This window comes from Paraburkholderia flava, from assembly GCF_004359985.1.
Taxonomy (GTDB): domain Bacteria; phylum Pseudomonadota; class Gammaproteobacteria; order Burkholderiales; family Burkholderiaceae; genus Paraburkholderia; species Paraburkholderia flava.
The window spans coordinates 12,561-33,080 of sequence record NZ_SMRO01000004.1; the positions used below are offsets into that span (position 1 = coordinate 12,561).

The 20,520-nt window shown below is 62.7% G+C and carries 20 protein-coding genes; 3 read left to right on the top strand and 17 right to left on the bottom strand.

The features are described from left to right. Position 1: 1 nt before the first annotated feature. The 3 genes from E1748_RS28070 to E1748_RS28080 all read left to right on the top strand — a co-directional run bounded on the left by E1748_RS28070 (position 2) and on the right by E1748_RS28080 (position 3,279). Positions 2–1,120, top strand: a complete 1,119-nt coding sequence (locus E1748_RS28070; RefSeq protein WP_133650573.1) for a phosphotransferase — start codon at positions 2–4, stop codon at positions 1,118–1,120. 72 nt (positions 1,121–1,192) lie between these two features. Next, the gene (locus E1748_RS28075) at positions 1,193–2,419 is read left to right on the top strand and encodes an acyl-CoA dehydrogenase family protein (RefSeq protein ID WP_133650574.1); all 1,227 of its coding nucleotides are present in this window, start codon (positions 1,193–1,195) and stop codon (positions 2,417–2,419) included. A gap of 158 nt (positions 2,420–2,577) precedes the next feature. Continuing rightward, the gene (locus E1748_RS28080) at positions 2,578–3,279 is read left to right on the top strand and encodes a glutathione binding-like protein (RefSeq protein ID WP_133650575.1); all 702 of its coding nucleotides are present in this window, start codon (positions 2,578–2,580) and stop codon (positions 3,277–3,279) included. 40 nt (positions 3,280–3,319) lie between these two features. On the opposite strand, the gene E1748_RS28085 is transcribed toward E1748_RS28080, so the two are convergent. The 17 genes from E1748_RS28085 to nuoE form a co-directional block, all read right to left on the bottom strand. Continuing rightward, a complete protein-coding gene (locus E1748_RS28085; RefSeq protein ID WP_133650576.1) occupies positions 3,320–3,799 on the bottom strand; it encodes a MaoC family dehydratase in 480 nt (159 codons plus the stop codon). Further along, positions 3,796–4,263 (bottom strand): MaoC family dehydratase, encoded by a 468-nt coding sequence (locus E1748_RS28090; protein ID WP_133650577.1) that lies wholly within the window; start codon positions 4,261–4,263, stop codon positions 3,796–3,798. Before E1748_RS28090 ends, E1748_RS28085 begins: the two co-directional genes overlap by 4 nt. Positions 4,264–4,318: 55 nt before the next feature. Beyond that, positions 4,319–5,452, bottom strand: a complete 1,134-nt coding sequence (locus E1748_RS28095) for an acyl-CoA dehydrogenase family protein (protein WP_133650578.1) — start codon at positions 5,450–5,452, stop codon at positions 4,319–4,321. A 10-nt stretch (positions 5,453–5,462) separates the two neighbouring features. Then, complete coding sequence (locus tag E1748_RS28100; RefSeq protein ID WP_133650579.1) at positions 5,463–6,659, bottom strand: acyl-CoA dehydrogenase family protein; 1,197 nt, start codon at positions 6,657–6,659, stop codon at positions 5,463–5,465. Positions 6,660–6,708: 49 nt separating this feature from the next. Then, positions 6,709–7,140, bottom strand: a complete 432-nt coding sequence (locus tag E1748_RS28105) for a DUF1178 family protein (RefSeq protein ID WP_133650580.1) — start codon at positions 7,138–7,140, stop codon at positions 6,709–6,711. A gap of 255 nt (positions 7,141–7,395) precedes the next feature. Further along, positions 7,396–8,025, bottom strand: coding sequence for an NUDIX domain-containing protein (locus tag E1748_RS28110; RefSeq protein WP_240766844.1), 630 nt, complete (start codon positions 8,023–8,025; stop codon positions 7,396–7,398). Positions 8,026–8,111: 86 nt separating this feature from the next. Next, complete coding sequence (locus E1748_RS28115; RefSeq protein ID WP_133650581.1) at positions 8,112–8,408, bottom strand: DUF2818 family protein; 297 nt, start codon at positions 8,406–8,408, stop codon at positions 8,112–8,114. Between the two features lie 3 nt (positions 8,409–8,411). Next, positions 8,412–9,884: an NADH-quinone oxidoreductase subunit NuoN gene (gene nuoN / locus E1748_RS28120; protein ID WP_133650582.1), complete on the bottom strand. Its 1,473-nt coding sequence runs from the start codon at positions 9,882–9,884 to the stop codon at positions 8,412–8,414. A gap of 25 nt (positions 9,885–9,909) precedes the next feature. Continuing rightward, a complete protein-coding gene (locus tag E1748_RS28125) occupies positions 9,910–11,400 on the bottom strand; it encodes an NADH-quinone oxidoreductase subunit M (protein WP_133650583.1) in 1,491 nt (496 codons plus the stop codon). Positions 11,401–11,414: 14 nt separating this feature from the next. Then, complete coding sequence (gene nuoL, locus E1748_RS28130; RefSeq protein ID WP_133650584.1) at positions 11,415–13,490, bottom strand: NADH-quinone oxidoreductase subunit L; 2,076 nt, start codon at positions 13,488–13,490, stop codon at positions 11,415–11,417. A gap of 17 nt (positions 13,491–13,507) precedes the next feature. Next, on the bottom strand, positions 13,508–13,813 hold the full coding sequence (nuoK, locus tag E1748_RS28135) for an NADH-quinone oxidoreductase subunit NuoK (protein ID WP_091018293.1): 306 nt from the start codon (positions 13,811–13,813) through the stop codon (positions 13,508–13,510). Positions 13,814–13,831: 18 nt separating this feature from the next. Beyond that, the gene (locus E1748_RS28140; protein ID WP_133650585.1) at positions 13,832–14,545 is read right to left on the bottom strand and encodes an NADH-quinone oxidoreductase subunit J; all 714 of its coding nucleotides are present in this window, start codon (positions 14,543–14,545) and stop codon (positions 13,832–13,834) included. A gap of 138 nt (positions 14,546–14,683) precedes the next feature. Further along, positions 14,684–15,175, bottom strand: coding sequence for an NADH-quinone oxidoreductase subunit NuoI (gene nuoI, locus E1748_RS28145; RefSeq protein WP_133650586.1), 492 nt, complete (start codon positions 15,173–15,175; stop codon positions 14,684–14,686). A 13-nt stretch (positions 15,176–15,188) separates the two neighbouring features. Next, positions 15,189–16,253, bottom strand: coding sequence for an NADH-quinone oxidoreductase subunit NuoH (nuoH, locus tag E1748_RS28150; protein ID WP_133650587.1), 1,065 nt, complete (start codon positions 16,251–16,253; stop codon positions 15,189–15,191). Beyond that, positions 16,254–18,581, bottom strand: coding sequence for an NADH-quinone oxidoreductase subunit NuoG (gene nuoG, locus E1748_RS28155; RefSeq protein WP_133650588.1), 2,328 nt, complete (start codon positions 18,579–18,581; stop codon positions 16,254–16,256). A gap of 90 nt (positions 18,582–18,671) precedes the next feature. Beyond that, entirely contained in the window at positions 18,672–19,997 is a 1,326-nt protein-coding gene (gene nuoF / locus E1748_RS28160; protein WP_133650589.1) for an NADH-quinone oxidoreductase subunit NuoF, read from the bottom strand. Next, entirely contained in the window at positions 19,994–20,479 is a 486-nt protein-coding gene (gene nuoE / locus E1748_RS28165; RefSeq protein ID WP_133650590.1) for an NADH-quinone oxidoreductase subunit NuoE, read from the bottom strand. The genes nuoF and nuoE overlap by 4 nt, the downstream gene beginning before the upstream one ends. Between the last annotated feature and the right edge of the window lie 41 nt (positions 20,480–20,520).

Genomic DNA, 20,520 nt, shown 5'->3' on the forward strand with positions numbered 1-20,520 from the left:
AATGGTGCAACCAGCCGATCCCACGGACGGCACCGCAGCCCACGCGGACTATTCGGCGTTCGAAGGCACGCGTCCGGTGTCGGGACGTCAGCGCTTCGACGTCGATGCGTTGACCACATGGCTCGACACGCATGTCGACGGATTCGCGGGACCGCTCACGGTCGAGCAGTTCGCCGGCGGCCAGTCGAACCCGACCTTCAAGCTCGTCACGCCGCAGCGCGCGTACGTGATGCGTGCGAAGCCAGGACCGGCGGCGAAGCTGCTGCCGTCCGCGCATGCGGTCGAACGCGAGTACCGCGTGATGGATGCGCTCGCCGATACCGACGTGCCGGTCGCGAAGATGCTCGCGCTGTGCGAGGACGAAAGCGTGATCGGCCGCGCGTTCTACGTGATGGAGTTCGTGCAGGGACGCGTGCTGTGGGACCCGTCGCTGCCCGGCGCGAGCAGCGCCGAACGCACCGCGATCTTCGACGAGATGAATCGCGTGATCGCCGCGCTGCATTCGGTCGACGTCGCGGCCGTCGGACTCGCCGACTACGGCAAGCCGGGCAACTATTTCACGCGGCAGATCGGCCGCTGGAGCCGCCAGTACCAGGCATCCGAGACCGAGCCGATCGATGCGATGAACCGGTTGATCGACTGGCTGCCGCAGCACATACCCGACCAGGGCGATGCAGCGAACGAACGCGTGTCGATCGTGCACGGCGACTACCGGATGGACAATCTGATCTTCCATCCCGACGAGCCGCGCGTGCTCGCGGTGCTCGACTGGGAACTGTCGACGCTCGGCGATCCGCTCGCCGATTTCTCGTATCACTGCATGACATGGCACGTCGATCCGTCGCAGTTTCGCGGCATCGCGGGGCTCGACTGGGCCGCGCTCGGCATTCCCGACGAAGCGCACTACGTTGAGCGCTACCTCTCACGGACCGGGTTCGGGATACCCGGCGACTGGAATTTCTATCTCGCGTACAACATGTTCCGCATCGCGGCGATCCTGCAGGGGATCATGAAGCGCGTCGTCGATGGGACGGCTGCGAGTGCGCAGGCGCTCGACGCCGGTCGTCGCGCGCGTCCGATGGCGGAACTCGCGTGGCAGTACGCGCAGAAAGTGCGGTAAGCAGGTGCGGATGCCAACGCTGTTGCATCGACGCGCCGTCATCGTTCGCTGTCTGTTTTTTCGAGGCTACTCATGAATTTCGATTACACCCCGAAGGTCGACGCGCTGCGCGAAAAACTGCTCGCGTTCTTCGACGCACACATCTATCCGAACGAACCGGTCTTCACCGGCGAAATCGCGCGCAACCGGCAAAACGGCAACCCCTGGCTGCCGACCGAGCTGATCGAAACGCTGAAGCAGACCGCACGCGATGCTGGTCTATGGAATCTCTTCCTGCCCGACTCCGAACGCGGCGCCGGACTGACGAATCTCGAATACGCGCCACTGTGCGAAATCATGGGCCGGGTGCCGTGGGCGCCGGAAGTGTTCAACTGCAACGCGCCCGACACCGGCAACATGGAGACGATCGAGCGCTACGGCAGCGACGCGAATAAACGCGAATGGCTCGAACCGCTGCTCCAAGGGCAGATCCGCTCGGCGTTCCTGATGACGGAGCCGGACGTCGCGTCGTCGGATGCGACCAACATCCAGACGCGCATCACGCGAGACGGCGACGACTACGTGATCAACGGCCGCAAGTGGTGGTCATCGGGTGCGGGCGATCCGCGCTGCAAGGTGTACATCGTGATGGGCAAGACCGATCCGGATGCGCCGCGCCATCAGCAGCAGTCGATGATCCTCGTCCCCGCCGACGCGGCCGGCATCACCGTGCATCGCCCGCTGACGCTGTACGGTTACGACGACGCGCCGCACGGTCACATGGAGATCACGCTCGAGAACGTGCGCGTCCCTGCAGGCAATCTGCTGCTCGGCGAAGGGCGCGGCTTCGAAATCGCGCAGGGCCGGCTCGGACCGGGCCGCATCCATCACTGCATGCGGCTCATCGGCCTCGCCGAACGCGCGCTCGAACTGATGGCGAAGCGCACGCTCTCGCGCGTCGCATTCGGCAAGCCGATCGCCGAACAGGGCGTCACGCAGGAACGTATTGCGGAGGCGCGCTGCATGATCGAACAGGCTCGCCTGCTCACGCTGAAAACGGCCTACATGATGGACACCGTCGGCAACAAGGGCGCGCGCGGCGAGATCGCGATGATCAAGGTCGTCGCGCCGAACATGGCGTGTCAGATCATCGACTGGGCGATCCAGGCACACGGCGCGGGTGGTCTGTCCGACGACTTTCCGCTCGCGTATGCGTACGCGCTCGCGCGCACGCTGCGCTTCGCCGATGGTCCCGACGAAGTGCATCGGAATGCGATCGCGAAGCTCGAACTCGCACGTCATCTGCCGGCGCGGGCATAAGTCCATCAGTACGCTGGATGAAACGCAGCGTTTCATCCAGCCGCCTGCAGCACCGATCGAACTATGCTCTAATTTCCGCCTGCCCGGCCTCGCCTGCACACGCGTAGCGACGCATCGCGTGAACGACGGAGCCGCTTACACGGAACGAAGGAGCCACGATGATCGACGTTTACAGCTGGGCCACGCCGAACGGCCACAAGGTTCACATCATGCTCGAGGAAACGGGCCTCGAGTACACCGCGCATCCGGTCGATATCGGTGCCGGCGATCAGTTCAAACCCGACTTCCTCGCTGTCAGCCCCAACAACAAGATTCCCGCGATCGTCGATCCGGCCGGTCCGCGCGGTGCCGACGGTCGTCCGTTCGCGCTGTTCGAATCGGGTGCGATCCTGATTTATCTAGCCGAGAAAACCGGCCGCTTCCTGCCCACCGATCCCGCCGAACGCTACGCGACGCTGCAGTGGCTGATGTTCCAGATGGGCGGCATCGGTCCGATGCTCGGTCAGACGCACCACTTCCGCGTCTATGCGCCGGAACCGATCGAATACGCGATCAACCGCTACACGAACGAAACGCGTCGTCTGTACGGCGTGATGGACCGGCAGCTTGGCAAGCACGCGTATCTCGCCGGCGACGCGTACACGATCGCGGATATCGCGTCGTTTCCGTGGACGCGTTCATGGAAGAACCAGGGTATCGAACTCGACGATTTTCCGAACGTGAAGCGCTGGCACGAGGAAATTGCCGAGCGGCCGGCCGTGGTACGCGGCGTCGAAGTGCTTGCGTCGGTGCGCAAGCCGGTGATGGACGACAAGGCGAAGGAAATGCTGTTCGGCGCGACGCAGTACGCGAAGCGTTAATTGCACACGATGCCGGTCACGCACCGGCATCTCAAGTGATCTAGAAGTGGTGTCGCGTGATGAACTGCGCGATGCACACCGGACGCTCACTGCCCTCGCGCTCGAGCGTCACCATCCATTCCACCTGCACGCCGTTGTCGTCGACATCGGTTACGCGCTGTACCGCAAAGCGTGCTCGCACCTTTGTACCGACCGGCACCGGCGCGGTGAAGCGCACGCGATTCAATCCGTAGTTGACGCCCATCCGCTGCTGTAGCGTCACAGTCTCGTCGAGCAGTCCGGGAATCAGCGACAGCGTCAGGAAGCCGTGCGCGATTGGTCCGCCGAACGGCGACTCGCGTCGCGCACGTTCTGGATCGACGTGAATCCATTGACGATCGCCGGTCGCGTCCGCGAACCGGTCGACACGCGCCTGATCGATCTCGACCCAGCCGCTGACGAGCGGCTCGCCGCCTAGCAGCGCATGCACCGCGCCGGTATCGGCAAGCGTGATGACGGGCGCGACGGGCAAACTCGTCATGCAGCAGTCGGCGGATTGCGCAGCCCGAATATCGCCTTCGACCGCACAATGATTACCGTCTCACCATCCTGATTAATCCCGTCCCATTGCGTCGACACGATGCCGCGATCGGGCCGGCTTTCCGACACCCGCTTGTCGAGAATCGAATTCTTCATCGTGATCGTGTCGCCGACGCGCACCGGCTTCAACCAGCGAATCTCGTCGATACCGGGCGAACCCATCGACGTCGAATTCGCGAGCGGCCCGCGCACCAGCATCCCCATCATCACCGAGCACGTGTGCCAGCCGCTCGCGATCAACGTGCCGAACGGCGAAGCTGCGGCTGCTGCGTCGTCGATGTGGAACGGCTGCGGATCAAACTCGCCCGCGAACCGTACGACCTCGTCGCGCGTGAACCTATGCGAGCCGATCTCGTAGGTCGTGCCCACTTCCATATCCTCGTAACCGATTCTCTGTGCTGTCATGATGTCCTCGTTGACGGGCAGCCGCGCTGCATGCCCGCTTTCGTCCTGCTGTTTTTCACGCGTCCATATCCGGCACCGCGAACGCCGGCAGCGACGCGAAGCGCGCGAGATGATGATCGACGTCGCCGAGCGTCGTTTCGATGATCGACAGACGCTTGAACAGATGCGCGGCCGCGACTTCGTTCGTCACGCCCATGCCGCCGTGCAACTGCACCGCCTGCTGACCGACGAAGCGTGCCGCCTCGCCGACGCGCGCCTTCGCAGCGGAGATCGCGCGACCCCGCTCGTCCGCGTCGGGACTAGCATAGCGGACGGCGGCGAGATAGGTGATCGAGCGCGCCTGCTCCGCGTGGATCAGCATCTCGACCATCCGGTGCTGCAGCGCCTGAAAACGTGCGATCGGCACGCCGAACTGCTGACGTGTCTTCGTGTACTCGACGGTCGCGTGATTCAATGCGTCGAGCGTGCCGACCGCTTCCGCACACAGCAGTAGCGTGCCGTAATCGGCGATGTGTTCGAGCGTTGCCGCCCCCGCATGACTGCCGCCGAGACGTCGTGCCGGCGTGTTCGCGAACGTCAGCGTCGCAGCGCGCTGGCCGTCGATCGTGCGGTAGTCGGTGATCTGCACGCCGGCCGCATCGCGCGTCACGACGAACAATGCGATCTCGCCGTCGAGTCGCGCGGGCACGATCCAGCAATCCGCCTGCGCGCCGTGCTGCACGACCGACTTCGTACCGGCGAGCGTGAAACTATCGCCAGCGCGGGTCGCTGCCGTCTGCACGGCGAACAGGTCGTAGCGTGCGCGCGGTTCATGAAACGCAACCGCGAGTTTCAGTTCGCCCTGCGCTGCGCGCTCGAGCAGCGCGGCATCGTCGCCGTCGCCCGTGCCCGCGAGCCGCAGTGCTTCGATGCCGACCGCCGTCGCCCAGTACGGCTCGACGACCAGCGCGCGGCCCAGCTCCTGCATTGCCACCAGCATATCGACCGCGCCGCCGTCGAAACCGCCCTGCGCTTCCGGCACCGGCAACGCGGTGAGCCCGAGTTCGGCGAAACCCTGCCAGTGCGTGTCCGACACGCCGCTGTCCGAGTACACGATAGCCTGACGCGTCTCGAAGCCGTAGCTCTTGTCGAGATAGCGGCGCAGCGCATCGGCGAATTGCTGCTGTTCGTCGGTGAAAGTGAAGTTCATGCGCCGCTCCTCAAATGCCCAGAATCATCTGCGCGATGATGTTCTTCTGAATTTCGTTCGAGCCGCCGTAGATCGACGTCTTGCGGAAGTTGAAGTAGTACGCGGCAAGCGGTGCGGCATCGTCGTCGCCGGCCGCGCTGTGCGCGCGCTCGCCTTCGAGGAAGGGCACATCGAACGGCGCCGCAAGCGGACCGACCGCTTCGACCATCAGTTCGGTCAGCCCCTGCTGGACCTCGGTGCCCTTGATCTTCAGCATCGATGCCTCCGGACCGGGACCACGTCCGCCGGTCTCGTTCGCGACGACACGCTGCACCGTCACCTCAAGCGCCATCAGTTCGATCTCGAGCTTCGCAACCTTCGCGCCGAACACCGGATCGTGCAGCAACGGCTTGCCATTCTTCTGCTGATCGAGCGCGACGCGCTTGAGAAACGCCAGCTCGCGCTTCGACTGACCGACCCGTGCGATACCGGTGCGCTCGTGACCGAGCAGATACTTCGCGTAGGTCCAGCCGCGATTTTCGTCGCCGACGAGATTCTCGACCGGCACCTTCACGTCCTCGAAGAAAACCTCGTTCACCTCATGATCTTCGTCGAGCATGATGATCGGACGCACGGTGATGCCCGGCGTCTTCATGTCGATCAGCAGGAACGAGATGCCCTCCTGCTTCTTCGCGCCGCTGTCGGTGCGCACGAGGCAGAACATCATGTCCGCATGCTGGCCGAGCGTGGTCCAGGTCTTCTGTCCGTTGACGATGTAGTGATCGCCGCTGCGCTCCGCGCGCGTACGCAACGACGCGAGATCGGAACCCGAGCCGGGCTCCGAGTAGCCCTGGCACCACCAGTCCGTGCCATCGAGAATACGTGGCAGATAGTGCCGCTTCTGCGCTTCGCTGCCGTACTTCATCAGCACCGGCGCGACCATCGATACGCCGAACGGCAGCACGATCGGCGCACCGATCCGCGCGCACTCCTCGTCCCAGATATGGCGTTGCGTCGGGTTCCAGCCTGGCCCACCGAATTCGGCGGGCCACGCGGACGCGGACCAGCCGCGCGTACCGAGCAGCTTGTGCCAGCGCGCGAAGTCGTCGCGATTCAGACGTTTGTGATTGAGAACTTTCGCGCGTACCTCGTGATGCAGGTTTGCCTCGAGCCAGGCGCGGACGTCGGCGCGGAATGCGTCGTCGGTGGGGGAGTAATCCAGATCCATGCGCAGTGTCTCCTGACCGCGCCTGCTCCCGTCGCGAACGGGCCGTTCGTTACTGCAGCGGCTCCTTCAGCGCGGCCGGAATGGGCAGCGGCATGACTTCGATGCCTTCTTCGACCAGGGCTTTCGCATCTTCGGGTGTGGTGACACCGCGAATATTGCGAGCGGGCGCTTCCTCATAATGGATGCGCCGCGCCTCCTCGGCGAAGCGGTCGCCCACGTTCTCGGTTTTTTCCAGTACCTCGCGCAGTGCCTGCATCGCCTTAGCCTGCATCGCGCGCATCTGCGAGGCTTGCTGTGAAGCGTTGTCGCCCGCGCCCGACAGATTCAGTCGAGGCGCCGACGGCAGACGGCTCACTTCGGTCGCACCGCAGATCGGACATTCGACGAGCTTGCGGGACAACTGCGATTCGAAGTCATCGGCGGAAGCGAACCAGCCTTCGAACCGATGGCCGTGCGGACACTGTAAATCGAGGACCTTCATGTGGAATCGGGGCTTGCGTGCCAGTTTAGCGCAAATCGGCTTTTTGTGAACGGTCGTTCGTAAAAATCGCAGCGGGGTTGAGATGAACCTATCGTCTCTTCCATGCCGCAGCGAGTGGCGGGATTTTAGCGCGTGATAAAGAAGTGCGCCGATGCACCACGGGCATCTACCGATATTGGTCACGACGACCCGCCCGAAACGAAAACGGCAGCCGTTTCGTGGCTGCCATTTTTGCTTGAGTCTTCTTCGTCTGAATCAGTTGCTGCCTGCCGGTTCTGCTGTCGGCCACTCGCCCGACAACACCTTCTCCAGCCAGAACGTACCGATGATCGTCTTCACGTCGGTGACCTTGCCGGTGCGAACCCATTCGGACATCTGCGGAACTGTCGCGGTGAAGAGTTCGAGAAACTCGCCGTCGTCGAGCTTGCGCTCGCCCGCCGTGAGGCCACGCGCGAGGTAGATCTCGATGAACTCGGTCGAATACGAAATGATCGGGTGAATCCGCGTGAGGAAAATGTATTCGCTCGCGGTGTAGCCCGTTTCCTCGTGCAGCTCGCGCTTCGCGCAGGCCAGCGCACCTTCGTTCGGATCGAGTTTGCCGGCCGGATACTCGACCATCACCTTGCCGATCGGATAGCGATACTGGCTTTCGAGCAGCACGCGGCCATCGTCGAACAGCGGGATCACCATCACCGCGCCCGGATGCTGCACGTATTCGCGCGTCGCGTGCTTGCCGTCGGGCAACTCGACCGTGTCGCACTTGAGCGTGAGGAACTTACCTTGATGCAGCGTCTCGCCCGACACACGCTTTTCGAGCAGCGCATCGCCGTGGTCGGGGGGATTGGCCGTGACGTCAGCCGAAGAAGGTGTCGGAGCGTGAGCCATATGTGACCTCGTGTGACCTGGCGCGGTGCGGTGTGATGCGATGTGACCACAACCGTGAACCGCGTCGGACGCGACGGCACACGCCGTCAGCGTCGTTTGACCAGGTACTGGTAGGTGAAACCGGGAAACGCGAACACGACGAACAGGCTGAACGTGATGGCGTAAAACTGCCAGCCCTGTTCGAAGCGATTGCCGGCGCGCGCTTCGAGCATGAAGCCCAGCGCACCGACCGCGAAATACAGTGCGATCAATTCCGCGATCCTGATCCACGCGTTCTTTTTCGTCGCGCCAACCGGCACGAACGCAAAGACGCGTTGATTCAGGAACGGCAGGTTGGCGCCGACCAGCGCCAACAACACGATAAACCAGCCCGCTGCGGACATCGATCAGTTACGCAGCGAGTGGCTGATGGCCTGCAGGCAGATCGTCATCAGCGGGCCCGGCACGATGCCGAGCACCAGCACAGCCACACCGTTCAGCGTCAGCAGCGTGCGCTTGCAGGTGTCGGCCGAGATCGCCTCGTTGTCTTGCGGCGCGTCGAAGTACATCACCTTGACGATGCGCAGGTAGTAGAACGCGCCGAACAGCGACGTGATCACTGCCAGCACCGCGAGCCACGTGAGGCCGGCGTTCATCGTCGCTTCGAGCACCGCGAGCTTCGCGTAGAAGCCGACCGTCGGCGGGATGCCGGCGAGCGAGAACATCATCACCATCATCACGAACGCGAACACCGGGCTACGCTGGTTGAGGCCCTTGAAGTCGTCGATCGTTTCAGCTTCGAAGTCGCGTCGTGCGAGCAGCATCACCACGCCGAACGAACCGAGCGTCGTGATCATGTAGACGATGCTGTAGAACATCGCCGAGCCATACGCATTCGCCGCGCCGCCGGCCTTGCCGTCGACCACGCCCGACAGCAGCCCGAGCAGCACGAAGCCCATGTTCGAGATCGCCGAGTACGCGAGCATCCGCTTGATGTTGCGCTGGACGATACCGGTGATGTTGCCGACGATCATCGACAGCGCCGCGAGGATGATCAACATCTCCTGCCAGTCGACTGCGAGCGGCAGCAGACCCATCACGAGGAAGCGCAGCCCCCACGCGAATGCCGCGACCTTCGGACCGCCGCCGGTCAGCAGCGTCATCGCGGTCGGCGCACCCTGGTACACGTCCGGCACCCACATGTGGAACGGCACGGCGCCCATCTTGAACGCGATACCCGCGACGATGAAGATCACGCCGAACAGCAACACTGCGTCGTTGATGCGGCCCGATGCAATCGCCTTCCACACTTCGCCGAGTTCGAGCGAACCGGTCGCGCCGTACAGCATCGAGATGCCGTACAGCAGGAAACCGGAAGCCAGCGCGCCGAGCACGTAGTACTTCATCGCCGCTTCGTTCGACTGCGGGACTTCGCGACGCAGTGCAATCAATGCGTACAGCGACAGCGACATCAGTTCGAGGCCGAGATACAGCGTGAGGAAGTTGTTGCCCGAGATCATCACGAGCTGCCCGAACAGCGAGAACATGCCGAGCAGGAAGAAATCGCCGCGGAACAGATTGCGGTCTTCCAGGTACTTGCGCGAGTAGACGATCGACACCGCGTAGCCGAGCGACACCACCGCTTTCATCGCGTTGGCGAACGAATCGACCACTACCATCTTCGAGAAGTAGTAGTACTGGTTCGGATCGAACGAGTTCACCGCAAACCACACGCCGGCGACGACGGTGCCGAGCAGCGCGATGTAGTACGTGGTCCGGCGGCCGGACTGGCCGACGAACGTATCGTTGAGCCACGCGACGATGATCGCCAGCATCACCAGCGCGTCGGGCAGCAGAGCACTCATAGGGGCGTTTTGCATGATCTTTAGATTCCTCCGCTCTGCATTACTGTGACAACGGCAGCTTCGACTGCGCGACGTGGGAGAGGAGGTTTTCCACGGATACGTGCATCACATCGGTAAAGGGCTTCGGATACAGACCCATGTACAGCGTCAGCACGGCGAGCACCGCCAGCATGAAGAACTCACGACGGTTGATGTCGAGCAGGCTCTTCACGTGGTCGTTCGCCACCTTGCCGAAGTACACGCGCTTGTACATCCACAGCGTGTATGCCGCGCCGAGGATCAGCGTGAACGCCGCACCGAACGCCACCCAGAAATTGAACTGGACAGCCGCGAGGATCACCATGAACTCGCCGACGAAACCCGACGTGCCCGGCAGGCCACAGTTCGCCATCGCGAACAGCATCACGAATGCCGCGAACTTCGGCATCGTGTTCACGACGCCGCCGTAATCGGCGATCTGGCGCGAGTGCATACGGTCGTACAGCACGCCGATACACAGGAACATCGCGCCGGACACGAAGCCGTGCGAGATCATCTGCACGATCGCGCCTTCGACGCCGAGCTGGTTGAAGATGAAGAAGCCGAGCGTGACGAAGCCCATGTGCGCGATCGACGAATACGCGACCAGCTTTTTCATGTCCGCCTGCACGAGCGCGACGAGGCCGATGTAGATCACCGCGATCAGCGACAGCGTGATCACGACCGGCGCGAGGAAGTGGCTCGCATCCGGTGCAATCGGCAGCGAGAAGCGCAGGAAACCGTACGCGCCGAGCTTCAGCATGATCGCGGCCAGCACGACCGAGCCGCCGGTCGGCGCTTCCACGTGCGCGTCGGGCAGCCACGTGTGGACCGGCCACATCGGCACCTTGACGGCGAACGCGAGGAAGAACGCGATGAAGATCAGGATCTGCGGCGTCATCGACAGCTTCGCCGCGTGCCACGTCGCGAGATCGAACGTGCCGGTCTGCGTGTACAGATACAGCAGCGCGACAAGCATCAGCAGCGAGCCCATCAGCGTGTACAGGAAGAACTTGAACGCCGCGTACACGCGGTTCGCCCCGCCCCACACGCCGATGATGATGTACATCGGAATCAGCGTCGCTTCGAAGAACACGTAGAACAGCATCCCGTCAGCCGAGCTGAACACGCCGACCATGATCCCCGAGAGGATCAGGAACGCGGCGAGATACTGCGCGACGTTCTTCGTGATGACTTCCCACGCGGCGATCACGACGATCACCGTGATCAGCGCGGTCAGCACGACGAACCACATCGAGATGCCGTCGACACCGAGGTGATACGTGATGTTGAAGCGCTCGATCCACTTCGCCTGTTCGACGAACTGCAACTGCGCGGTGCTCGCGTCGAAATGCGTGATGAGCGGAATCGTGACGAGGAAGCTCAGCACCGAGCCGATCAGCGCGAGCCAGCGCGCGGGACCAGGGTTGCGGTCTGAACCGATGGCGAGAACCAGGAGGCCGAAGACGATCGGCATCCAGATCGCTGTACTGAGAACCGGATAAGAGTGCATTCGTGTCCCTCGCCTTATTTGCCGCCGAGCGTTACAAACAGGGTCAGGAGCCCCAACATACCGATGATCATGGCAAACGCGTAGTGGTAGATGTAACCGGATTGGAGGAAGCGGATCACGCCGGCAAACCACCCGATAAAGCGTGCACTTCCGTTGACGATACCGTCGATGACCACGACGTCGCCTTCCTTCCAGAGGCCGCGGCCGATCGCCACGGCGCCCTTTGCGAAGACCACTTCGTTGATCTTGTCCATGTAGTACTTGTTGTCGAGCAGCGTGTAGATCGGACCGAACGCGCGCTTGACCGTCCCGGCGAGATCAGGACGCTTCAGATACAGGAACCACGCGACGACGATACCCGCGAGTGCAAGCCACACCGGCAGCCCCGTCACCGAATACAGGCCCATCTGCACCCAGCCGTGGAATTCTTCGGCCATCTCCTGCAGCGCCGGATGGTTCGCGCCGATGAAGATCACCTTGTCGAACGCGACGCCGTGCTGGAAGAAGTCGCCGAACAGCATCGGACCGATCGCGATCGCGCCGATCACCACCGACGGAATCGCCAGCAGCACCAGCGGCACCCACACCACCCACGGCGTTTCGTGCGGCTCGTGTGCGTCATGACCGTGACCGTGATCGTCGTGGCCATGGCCGTGATCGCCATGACCGTGCGCCGCTGCGGCCGCTGCCTCGATACCCATCGGCGATTCCGGATGCTTCGGCTTGCGGAAGCGCTCTTCGCCGTGGAACACCAGGAAGTACATCCGGAACGAGTACAGCGCCGTGACGAACACGCTCGCCACCACCGCGAAGTACGCGAAGCCCGAACCCGGCAGATGCGACAACTTCACCGCATCGATGATCGAGTCTTTCGAATAGAAGCCGGAGAAGAACGGCGTACCGATCAGCGCGAGCGAACCGACCAGCGACGTGATCCACGTAATCGGCATGTACTTGCGCAGGCCGCCCATGTTGCGCATGTCCTGGTCGTGGTGCATGCCGATGATCACCGAACCCGCGCCGAGGAACAGCAGCGCCTTGAAGAACGCGTGAGTCATCAGGTGGAACACGGCGACCGGGTACGCGGACACGCCGAGCGCGACCGTCATGTAGCCGAGCTGCGACAGCGTCGAATACGCGACGACCCGCTTGATGTCGTTCTGTACGATGCCCAGGAAACCCATGAACAGCGTCGTGATCGCGCCGATCACGGTGATGAACGACAGCGCGCTATCCGACAGTTCGAACAGCGGCGACATGCGCGTCACCATGAAGATACCGGCCGTCACCATCGTTGCCGCGTGGATCAGCGCGGAGATCGGCGTCGGGCCTTCCATCGAATCGGGCAGCCACACGTGCAGCGGGAACTGCGCCGACTTACCCATCGCGCCGATGAACAGGCAGATACACGCGACGGTCAGCAGACCCCAGCTGGTGCCCGGGAACGACAGCGCCGCGAGTTCGTGGCTCTTCGCGAACACGTCCTGATAATTCATCGAGCCGCCGTATGCGAGCAGCAGGCCGATGCCGAGCAGGAAACCGAAGTCGCCGACGCGGTTCACGAGGAACGCCTTCATGTTCGCGTAGATCGCGGTTTCACGGGTGTAGTAGAAGCCGATCAGCAGGTACGACACCAGACCCACCGCTTCCCAGCCGAAGAACAGCTGCAGGAAGTTGTTGCTCATCACGAGCATCAACATCGAGAACGTGAACAGCGAGATGTACGAGAAGAAGCGCTGGTAACCGTCGTCTTCGGCCATGTAGCCGATCGTGTAGATGTGCACCATCAGCGACACGAAGGTCACGACGCACATCATCATCGCGGTGAGCGAATCGACGAGGAAGCCGACTTCGAACTTCAGCTTGCCGACCGACATCCACTCGTAGACGGTTGCATTGAAGCTCGCGCCCTGCAGCACGTCGAGAAAGACGATTGCCGACAGGATGAAGGAGATCGCGACGCCGAGAATGGTGACCGTGTGGGCGCCCTTGCGCCCTACCGTCTTCCCGAACAGCCCCGCGATCAGCGAGCCGGCCAGCGGTGCGAGCGGAACCGCCAGCAGCAGGTTTTCGTTAAGTGTCGTTGACATAACAGCTTTGCCTGAAATTAACCTTTGAGCTGATCGAGATCCTCGACGTTGATCGTGTCGAGGCTGCGGAACAGGGTCACCAGAATCGCGAGGCCGATGGCCGCTTCAGCTGCGGCGACGGTCAGCACGAAGAACACGAAGATCTGGCCGTGCAGGTCGCCGAGATAATGCGAGAACGCGACGAAATTCGTATTCACCGCCAGCAGCATCAGCTCGATGGCCATCAGGATGATGATCACGTTGCGGCGGTTCAGGAAAATACCGACGATACTGATCGCGAACAGAATCGCGCCGAGTACGAGGTAGTGAGCAAGGGTCAACATGTTTTTTCTCCTGTCCGCTCAGCTTTTGGTGCCCGGAGCCGCGCCGGGTGCGGCGTTTGCCGCAGCATCTTTCGCCGCCTGTGCCGCCTTCGCAGCTTCGGCCGCGTCCTGCGCGACAGACTTCTCCGTCGCCATCTTCACGATCCGCACGCGATCCTGGCTGCGCACCTTGACCTGATCCGACACGCGCTGGCGCTTGCTGTCCTTCGCATGGTGCGTGGTCAGTGCGATCGCCGCGATGATCGCGACCAGCAGCACGAGACCCGCGACTTCGAATGCGAAGATGTAGTCGGTGTAGATGAGCTTGCCGATCAGGCGCGTGTTCGACCAGTCGGCCGTCGTGCCCGGCACCGCCGATGCCGCGTCGCGCACGACCGTCGTCGTCGCGCCGTAGCCGTGCCAGAGGATCAGCGCGGTTTCGACCACGATGATCGCGCCGACGATCGTCGCCATCGGCACGAAGCGTTTGAAGTCGCGCCGCAGTACGTCGAGATTGATGTCCAGCATCATCACGACGAACAGGAACAGCACCATCACCGCGCCGACGTAGACGAGCACCAGCAGGATCGCGAGGAACTCGGCCTCCAGCAGCATCCAGATCGCGGCCGCGTTGAAGAACGCGAGCACGAGAAACAGCGCGGCGGACACCGGGTTGCGCGAAGTGATCACCTTCAGCCCTGACACAGTCAGTAGCAGCGCGAAGATGTAGAACAGTACGGTCGTGAATTCCATGATTACCGGTTCATCGTTAGGCCAACATCGGCCATGGTTCTTTGGCGCGCACCGCGCAAACCGCAGCACAGGAGCGCCGTGCCGCGGCGGTAAAAAGCCGCGGCGCCCGCCCGCATGCGCGGGCCGATACAGCAAGCATCAACGGTACGGGGCGTCGGCTGCCTTGTTCGCCGCGATTTCCGTTTCGTAACGGTCGCCGACGGCCAGCAGCATGTCCTTCGTGAAGTACAGATCGCCGCGCTTTTCGCCGTGATATTCGAGAATGTGCGTCTCGACGATCGAATCGACCGGGCAGCTCTCTTCGCAGAAACCGCAGAAAATGCACTTGGTCAGATCGATGTCATAGCGCGTCGTGCGGCGCGTGTTGTCCGCGCGCGTTTCCGACTCGATCGTGATTGCGAGCGCGGGGCACACCGCTTCGCACAGCTTGCATGCGATGCAGCGCTCTTCGCCGTTCTCATAGCGGCGCAGTGCGTGCAGGCCGCGAAAACGCGGCGAAATCGGGGTCTTCTCTTCCGGGAACTGCACGGTGACCTTGCGCTTGAACGTGTAACGACCCGTCAGCGCGAGACCTTGCAGCAGCTCGGTCAGAAAGAACGTCTTGAAGAAGTTCTGAATTGCGTTAGTCATGGTGGGTCTGCCTTTAATGCCAGATGTTCAACGGCGACATGATCCAGAAGCCGACCACGATCAGCCACACCACGCACACCGGGATGAACACCTTCCAGCCGAGACGCATGATCTGGTCGTAACGGTAGCGAGGGAATGTCGCACGCACCCAGATGAAGACCGACAGCAGGAAGAACACCTTCAGCACCAGCCAGACGATGCCGGGCACGAAGGACAGGAAACCGAACGGCGCGCTCCAGCCGCCGAGGAACAGCGTCGATGCGAGTGCCGAGATCACGATCATGTTGATGTACTCGGCGAGGAAGAACAGCGCGAACGCCATCCCCGAGTAATCGATCATGTGGCCCGCGACGATTTCCGACTCCCCTTCCACCACGTCGAACGGATGGCGGTTCGTCTCGGCGATGCCGGACACGAAGTAGACGACGAACATCGGCAACAGCGGCAGCCAGTTCCACGACAGGAAGTTCAGACCGTGGCTCGCGAAGAAACCATGCTCCTGCGAATTCACAATGCCGGACAGATTCAGCGTGCCGGCCGTCATCAGTACGACGACGAGCGCGAAGCCCATCGAGATTTCATACGACACCATCTGTGCCGCCGCGCGCATCGCGCCGAGGAACGCGTACTTCGAGTTCGACGCCCAGCCGGCGAGAATCACGCCGTACACGCCGACCGACGAAATCGCGATTGCGTACAGCAGACCGGCGTTGATGTCGCCGAGTACCGCGCCCGCCTGGAACGGAATCACCGCCCACACGGCGAACGCCGGCACGACGACCATGATCGGCGCGATCAGATAGATCCAGCGGCTCGCCTGGCTCGGTTGAATGACTTCTTTCAGCAGCAGCTTCAAGACGTCGGCGATCGGCTGCAGCAGACCGGCCGGACCGACGCGGTTCGGCCCGAGACGCACGTGCATCCAGCCGATCAGCTTGCGCTCCCAGAGAATCAGGTACGCGACGCACAGCAGGATCACGACGGACACCACGAGGATGCGCACCACCGCCCACACCGTGGGCCACGCGACGCCGAGAAGCTGACTGCCGCCCGAGTTGATCGTATCGAACAAGCTCATTTACGCCTTCTCCACCAGCAGTTCACCGAACAGGCTGCCCAGCGCTGCGCCGGCAGGCGTCGCCGCCGACACGCGGACCACCGTCTCCGCAAGATTCGCATCGCGCACGGCCGGCAACTGCACCGAGCGCTCTCCCTGACGAACGCGCACCGCGTCGCCGTCCTTCAATCCCAACTTGTCGAACAGTGCCGCCGGCAGGCCGACCGTGTTCGCGGCACGTGCCGCGGCGGTCAGATGCAGCGATTCCGCGCGGCGCACCAGCGGGTCCGCGTGGTAGATCGGCACATCGGCGATGCGTTCGAACGCGCCGTTCGCAGCCACTGCACCACGTGCGATTGCAGCTTGCGTGCGGTTCGACAGACGCGACGACAGATCGCCTTCGCCGAGTGCCGCGTTGCGCACTTCTTCCGCGGTATCGAATTCGAAACCCTTCGCGTCGAGCAGGCTGCCGAGTACGCGCAGTACCTTCCATGCCGGACGCGTTTCGCCGAGCGGACGCACGACACCGTTGAACGTCTGCGCGAGACCTTCCGCGTTGACGAACGTGCCGGCGGTTTCCGTGAACGGCGCGATCGGCAGCAGCACGTCGGCGTAGTCGGCGCCCGTCTGGAACGGCGACATCACGACGACCATCTCGGCCTGGTTCAGCGCCGCGAGTGCCTGCGCCGGATTCGCCGCGTCGAACTCGGGTTCGACGTTCAGCAGCAGATAACCCTTGCGCGGTTGCTCGAACGCTTCGCGTGCGTTCAGACCGCCTTGACCCGGCAGTGCGTTGACCAGATGCGCGCCGACCGTGTTCGATGCTTCCGGCAAGAAGCCGAGCGTCGCTTCAGTCTGTTCGGCGATCCACTGCGCAGCGGCGTGGATGCCTGCAAATTGCGGATGCTGGACGGCGCTGTTGCCGAGCAGCACGAGACGATGTTCGCCGTTCGCGAGCGAGGCAGCGACCTGCTTCGCCGCGTCCGATGCCTGTGCACCGGCAAACGCTTCGGGCAGCGCGACACCGCGTGCTTCCGACACCGCAGCGGCGATGCCTGCCAGTTCGGCGAGCCATGCAGACGGCGCGGCGGCAATGCGCTGCGCTTGCGGGATCAATGCGTCGTCATTCGTGGCTTGCAGCAGTGCGAGCTTCGCACCCGACTTCGCCGCCTGACGCAGACGTGCAGCGAGCAGCGGATGATCGCGACGCAGGAACGAGCCGATCACGAACGCTGAGTCGACGTTCGACAGGTCAGCGATCTTCGTACCGAGCCACGGCGCACCGGCCGGTGCCACGGAGAAATCGGACTGGCGCAGACGGAAGTCGATGTTCGGCGTACCGACAGCCTCGGCGAGCTTCTTCAGCAGGAACAGTTCTTCGACCGTGCTGTGCGGGCTCGCGAGTGCGGCCAGCGCATTCGCGCCGTGGTCGCCCTTGATGCCGTTGAGGCCCTTGACGACGTACTCGAGCGCGGTCTGCCAGTCGGTCTCGACCCACTTGCCGCCTTGCTTCAGCATCGGCTGCGTGAGACGTTCCGGGCTGTTCAGGCCTTCATACGAGAAGCGGTCCTTGTCCGAGATCCAGCATTCGTTGATCGCTTCGTTCTCGAACGGCAGCACGCGCATCACGCGGTTGTTCTTTACCTGGACGACGAGGTTCGCGCCGACGGAATCGTGCGGGCTCACCGACTTGCGACGCGACAGTTCCCACGTACGGGCGCTGTAACGGAACGGCTTGCTGGTCAGCGCGCCGACCGGGCACAGGTCGATCATGTTGCCCGACAGTTCAGAGTCGACCGTCTTGCCGACGAACGACGTGATTTCCGAATGCTCGCCGCGACCCAGCATGCCGAGTTCCATCACGCCGGCCACTTCCTGGCCGAAGCGCACACAGCGCGTGCAGTGAATGCAGCGCGTCATCTCTTCCATCGAGATCAGCGGGCCGACATTCTTGTGGAACACGACGCGCTTTTCTTCGCTGTAGCGCGAACCCGACTTGCCATAACCGACCGCCAGATCCTGCAGCTGACACTCGCCGCCCTGATCGCAGATCGGGCAATCGAGCGGGTGGTTGATCAGCAGGAATTCCATCACGGATTGCTGCGCCTTCACCGCCTTGTCGGACTTCGTGCGCACGATCATGCCGGCCGAAACCGGCGTTGCGCAGGCGGGCACCGCCTTAGGCATTTTCTCGACTTCGACGAGACACATCCGGCAGTTCGCCGCGATCGACAGCTTCTTGTGATAGCAGAAGTGAGGAATGTACGTGTCGACCTTGTGCGCAGCCTGGATCACCATGCTGCCCTCGGCCACCTCGACCTTCTTGCCGTCTATTTCAAGTTCAACCATGATGGTCAATCTTCCTTAACCTGTTACCGCTCAATCGTTCGCCCGCTCGCCAGCCGCATGCCGGCGTACGCGCGTTTGCCGTGATGCCGCTCAAGCAGCGACCGTTTCCGTCGCCGCCGCGTGGGCGTGACCGCCGACGAGACAATGCTTGTTGGCGACGTGATATTCGAATTCGTCCCAGTAGTGCTTCAGCATCCCGCGCACCGGCATCGCTGCCGCATCGCCGAGCGCGCAGATCGTGCGGCCCATGATGTTTTCGGCAACCGAGTTCAGCAGGTCGAGATCTTCCTTGCGACCCTGGCCGTGCTCGATACGATGCACGACGCGATACAGCCAGCCGGTGCCTTCGCGGCACGGCGTGCACTGACCGCACGACTCTTCGTAATAGAAGTACGACAGACGCAGCAGCGCACGCACCATGCAACGCGTCTCGTCCATCACGATCACCGCGCCGGAGCCGAGCATCGAGCCCGCCTTCGCGATCGAATCGTAGTCGAGGTCGGTCTGCATCATGATGTCGCCGGGGATCACCGGTGCGGACGAGCCGCCAGGGATCACCGCCTTGATCTTCTTGCCGCCGCGCATGCCGCCGGCGAGTTCCATCAGCGTCGCGAACGGCGTGCCGAGCGGCACTTCGTAGTTGCCCGGACGTTCGATGTCACCGGAGATCGAGAAGATCTTCGTGCCGCCGTTGTTCGGCTTGCCGAGTTCGAGATACGCCTGCGGGCCGATCTCGAGCAGGAACGGCACGGCTGCGAACGTTTCGGTGTTGTTGATCGTCGTGGGCTTGCCGTACACGCCGAAGCTTGCCGGGAACGGCGGCTTGAAGCGCGGCTGGCCTTTCTTGCCTTCGAGCGATTCGAGCAGCGCGGTTTCTTCGCCGCAGATGTACGCGCCGTAACCGTGGTGCGCATGGAGTTCGAAGTTGAAGCCCGAACCCATGATGTTGTCGCCGAGGAAACCGGCGCGACGCGCCTCATCAAGTGCTTCTTCGAAGCGCTTGTAGGTTTCCCAGATTTCGCCGTGGATATAGTTGTAGCCGACCGTGATCCCCATCGCGTACGCGCCGATCGCCATGCCTTCGATCAGCGAGTGCGGATTCCAGCGGAGGATGTCGCGGTCCTTGAACGTGCCCGGTTCGCCTTCGTCCGAATTGCAGACGAGGTACTTCTGGCCAGGGAACTGACGCGGCATGAAGCTCCACTTCAGGCCCGTCGGGAAGCCGGCGCCGCCACGGCCGCGCAGACCCGACGCCTTGACGTCGGCGATCACCTGCTCGGGCGGAATCTTTTCTTCCAGGATGCGGCGCAGCTGCTTGTAGCCGCCGCGCGCGACGTAGTCTTCGAGATGCCAGTTGTCGCCGGTGAGGCCAGCGAGAATCAGCGGTTTGATGTGACGATCGTGGAGAGACGTCATTTCGAAAGTTCCTCGAGCAGCTGGTCGATCTTCTCGCGGCTCATGAAGCTGCACATGCGATGGTTGTTCACGAGCATCACCGGCGCATCGCCGCACGAGCCCATGCACTCCCCTTCCTTCAGCGTGAACTTGCCGTCGGCCGTGGTTTCGCCGAAGTCGATACCGAGCTTCTGCTTCAGGTAGTGAGCCGCGCTTTCCGAGCCGCCGTCCGGGCCGAGCTGGCACGGAAGGTTCGTACAGAGCGTGATCTTGTGGCGGCCGACCGGCGACGTCTCGTACATCGTGTAGAAGGTCGCGACCTCCTGCACGGCGACGGCCGGCATGCCGAGATAGTCCGCGACGAACTGCATCAGTTCGGGCGACAGCCAGCCATGCTCTTCCTGAGCAACGGCCAGCGCCGACATCACGGCGGACTGTTTCTGATCGGCGGGGTACTTCGTCAACGCGCGATCGATTTCTTTCAGGCCTTCAGCTGAGATCATTTTCAGACACGACTCTTTCAATTCCTACCGAACGAAAACCT

What these genes read in the sequence shown, in the direction of transcription:
- E1748_RS28070 (WP_133650573.1), top strand. Translation starts at nt 2, where the DNA reads ATGGTGCAACCAGCCGATCCCACGGACGGCACCGCAGCCCACGCGGAC.
- E1748_RS28075 (WP_133650574.1), top strand. Translation starts at nt 1,193, where the DNA reads ATGAATTTCGATTACACCCCGAAGGTCGACGCGCTGCGCGAAAAACTG.
- E1748_RS28080 (WP_133650575.1), top strand. Translation starts at nt 2,578, where the DNA reads ATGATCGACGTTTACAGCTGGGCCACGCCGAACGGCCACAAGGTTCAC.
- E1748_RS28085 (WP_133650576.1), bottom strand. Translation starts at nt 3,799, where the DNA reads ATGACGAGTTTGCCCGTCGCGCCCGTCATCACGCTTGCCGATACCGGC.
- E1748_RS28090 (WP_133650577.1), bottom strand. Translation starts at nt 4,263, where the DNA reads ATGACAGCACAGAGAATCGGTTACGAGGATATGGAAGTGGGCACGACC.
- E1748_RS28095 (WP_133650578.1), bottom strand. Translation starts at nt 5,452, where the DNA reads ATGAACTTCACTTTCACCGACGAACAGCAGCAATTCGCCGATGCGCTG.
- E1748_RS28100 (WP_133650579.1), bottom strand. Translation starts at nt 6,659, where the DNA reads ATGGATCTGGATTACTCCCCCACCGACGACGCATTCCGCGCCGACGTC.
- E1748_RS28105 (WP_133650580.1), bottom strand. Translation starts at nt 7,140, where the DNA reads ATGAAGGTCCTCGATTTACAGTGTCCGCACGGCCATCGGTTCGAAGGC.
- E1748_RS28110 (WP_240766844.1), bottom strand. Translation starts at nt 8,025, where the DNA reads ATGGCTCACGCTCCGACACCTTCTTCGGCTGACGTCACGGCCAATCCC.
- E1748_RS28115 (WP_133650581.1), bottom strand. Translation starts at nt 8,408, where the DNA reads ATGTCCGCAGCGGGCTGGTTTATCGTGTTGTTGGCGCTGGTCGGCGCC.
- nuoN (WP_133650582.1), bottom strand. Translation starts at nt 9,884, where the DNA reads ATGCAAAACGCCCCTATGAGTGCTCTGCTGCCCGACGCGCTGGTGATG.
- E1748_RS28125 (WP_133650583.1), bottom strand. Translation starts at nt 11,400, where the DNA reads ATGCACTCTTATCCGGTTCTCAGTACAGCGATCTGGATGCCGATCGTC.
- nuoL (WP_133650584.1), bottom strand. Translation starts at nt 13,490, where the DNA reads ATGTCAACGACACTTAACGAAAACCTGCTGCTGGCGGTTCCGCTCGCA.
- nuoK (WP_091018293.1), bottom strand. Translation starts at nt 13,813, where the DNA reads ATGTTGACCCTTGCTCACTACCTCGTACTCGGCGCGATTCTGTTCGCG.
- E1748_RS28140 (WP_133650585.1), bottom strand. Translation starts at nt 14,545, where the DNA reads ATGGAATTCACGACCGTACTGTTCTACATCTTCGCGCTGCTACTGACT.
- nuoI (WP_133650586.1), bottom strand. Translation starts at nt 15,175, where the DNA reads ATGACTAACGCAATTCAGAACTTCTTCAAGACGTTCTTTCTGACCGAG.
- nuoH (WP_133650587.1), bottom strand. Translation starts at nt 16,253, where the DNA reads ATGAGCTTGTTCGATACGATCAACTCGGGCGGCAGTCAGCTTCTCGGC.
- nuoG (WP_133650588.1), bottom strand. Translation starts at nt 18,581, where the DNA reads ATGGTTGAACTTGAAATAGACGGCAAGAAGGTCGAGGTGGCCGAGGGC.
- nuoF (WP_133650589.1), bottom strand. Translation starts at nt 19,997, where the DNA reads ATGACGTCTCTCCACGATCGTCACATCAAACCGCTGATTCTCGCTGGC.
- nuoE (WP_133650590.1), bottom strand. Translation starts at nt 20,479, where the DNA reads ATGATCTCAGCTGAAGGCCTGAAAGAAATCGATCGCGCGTTGACGAAG.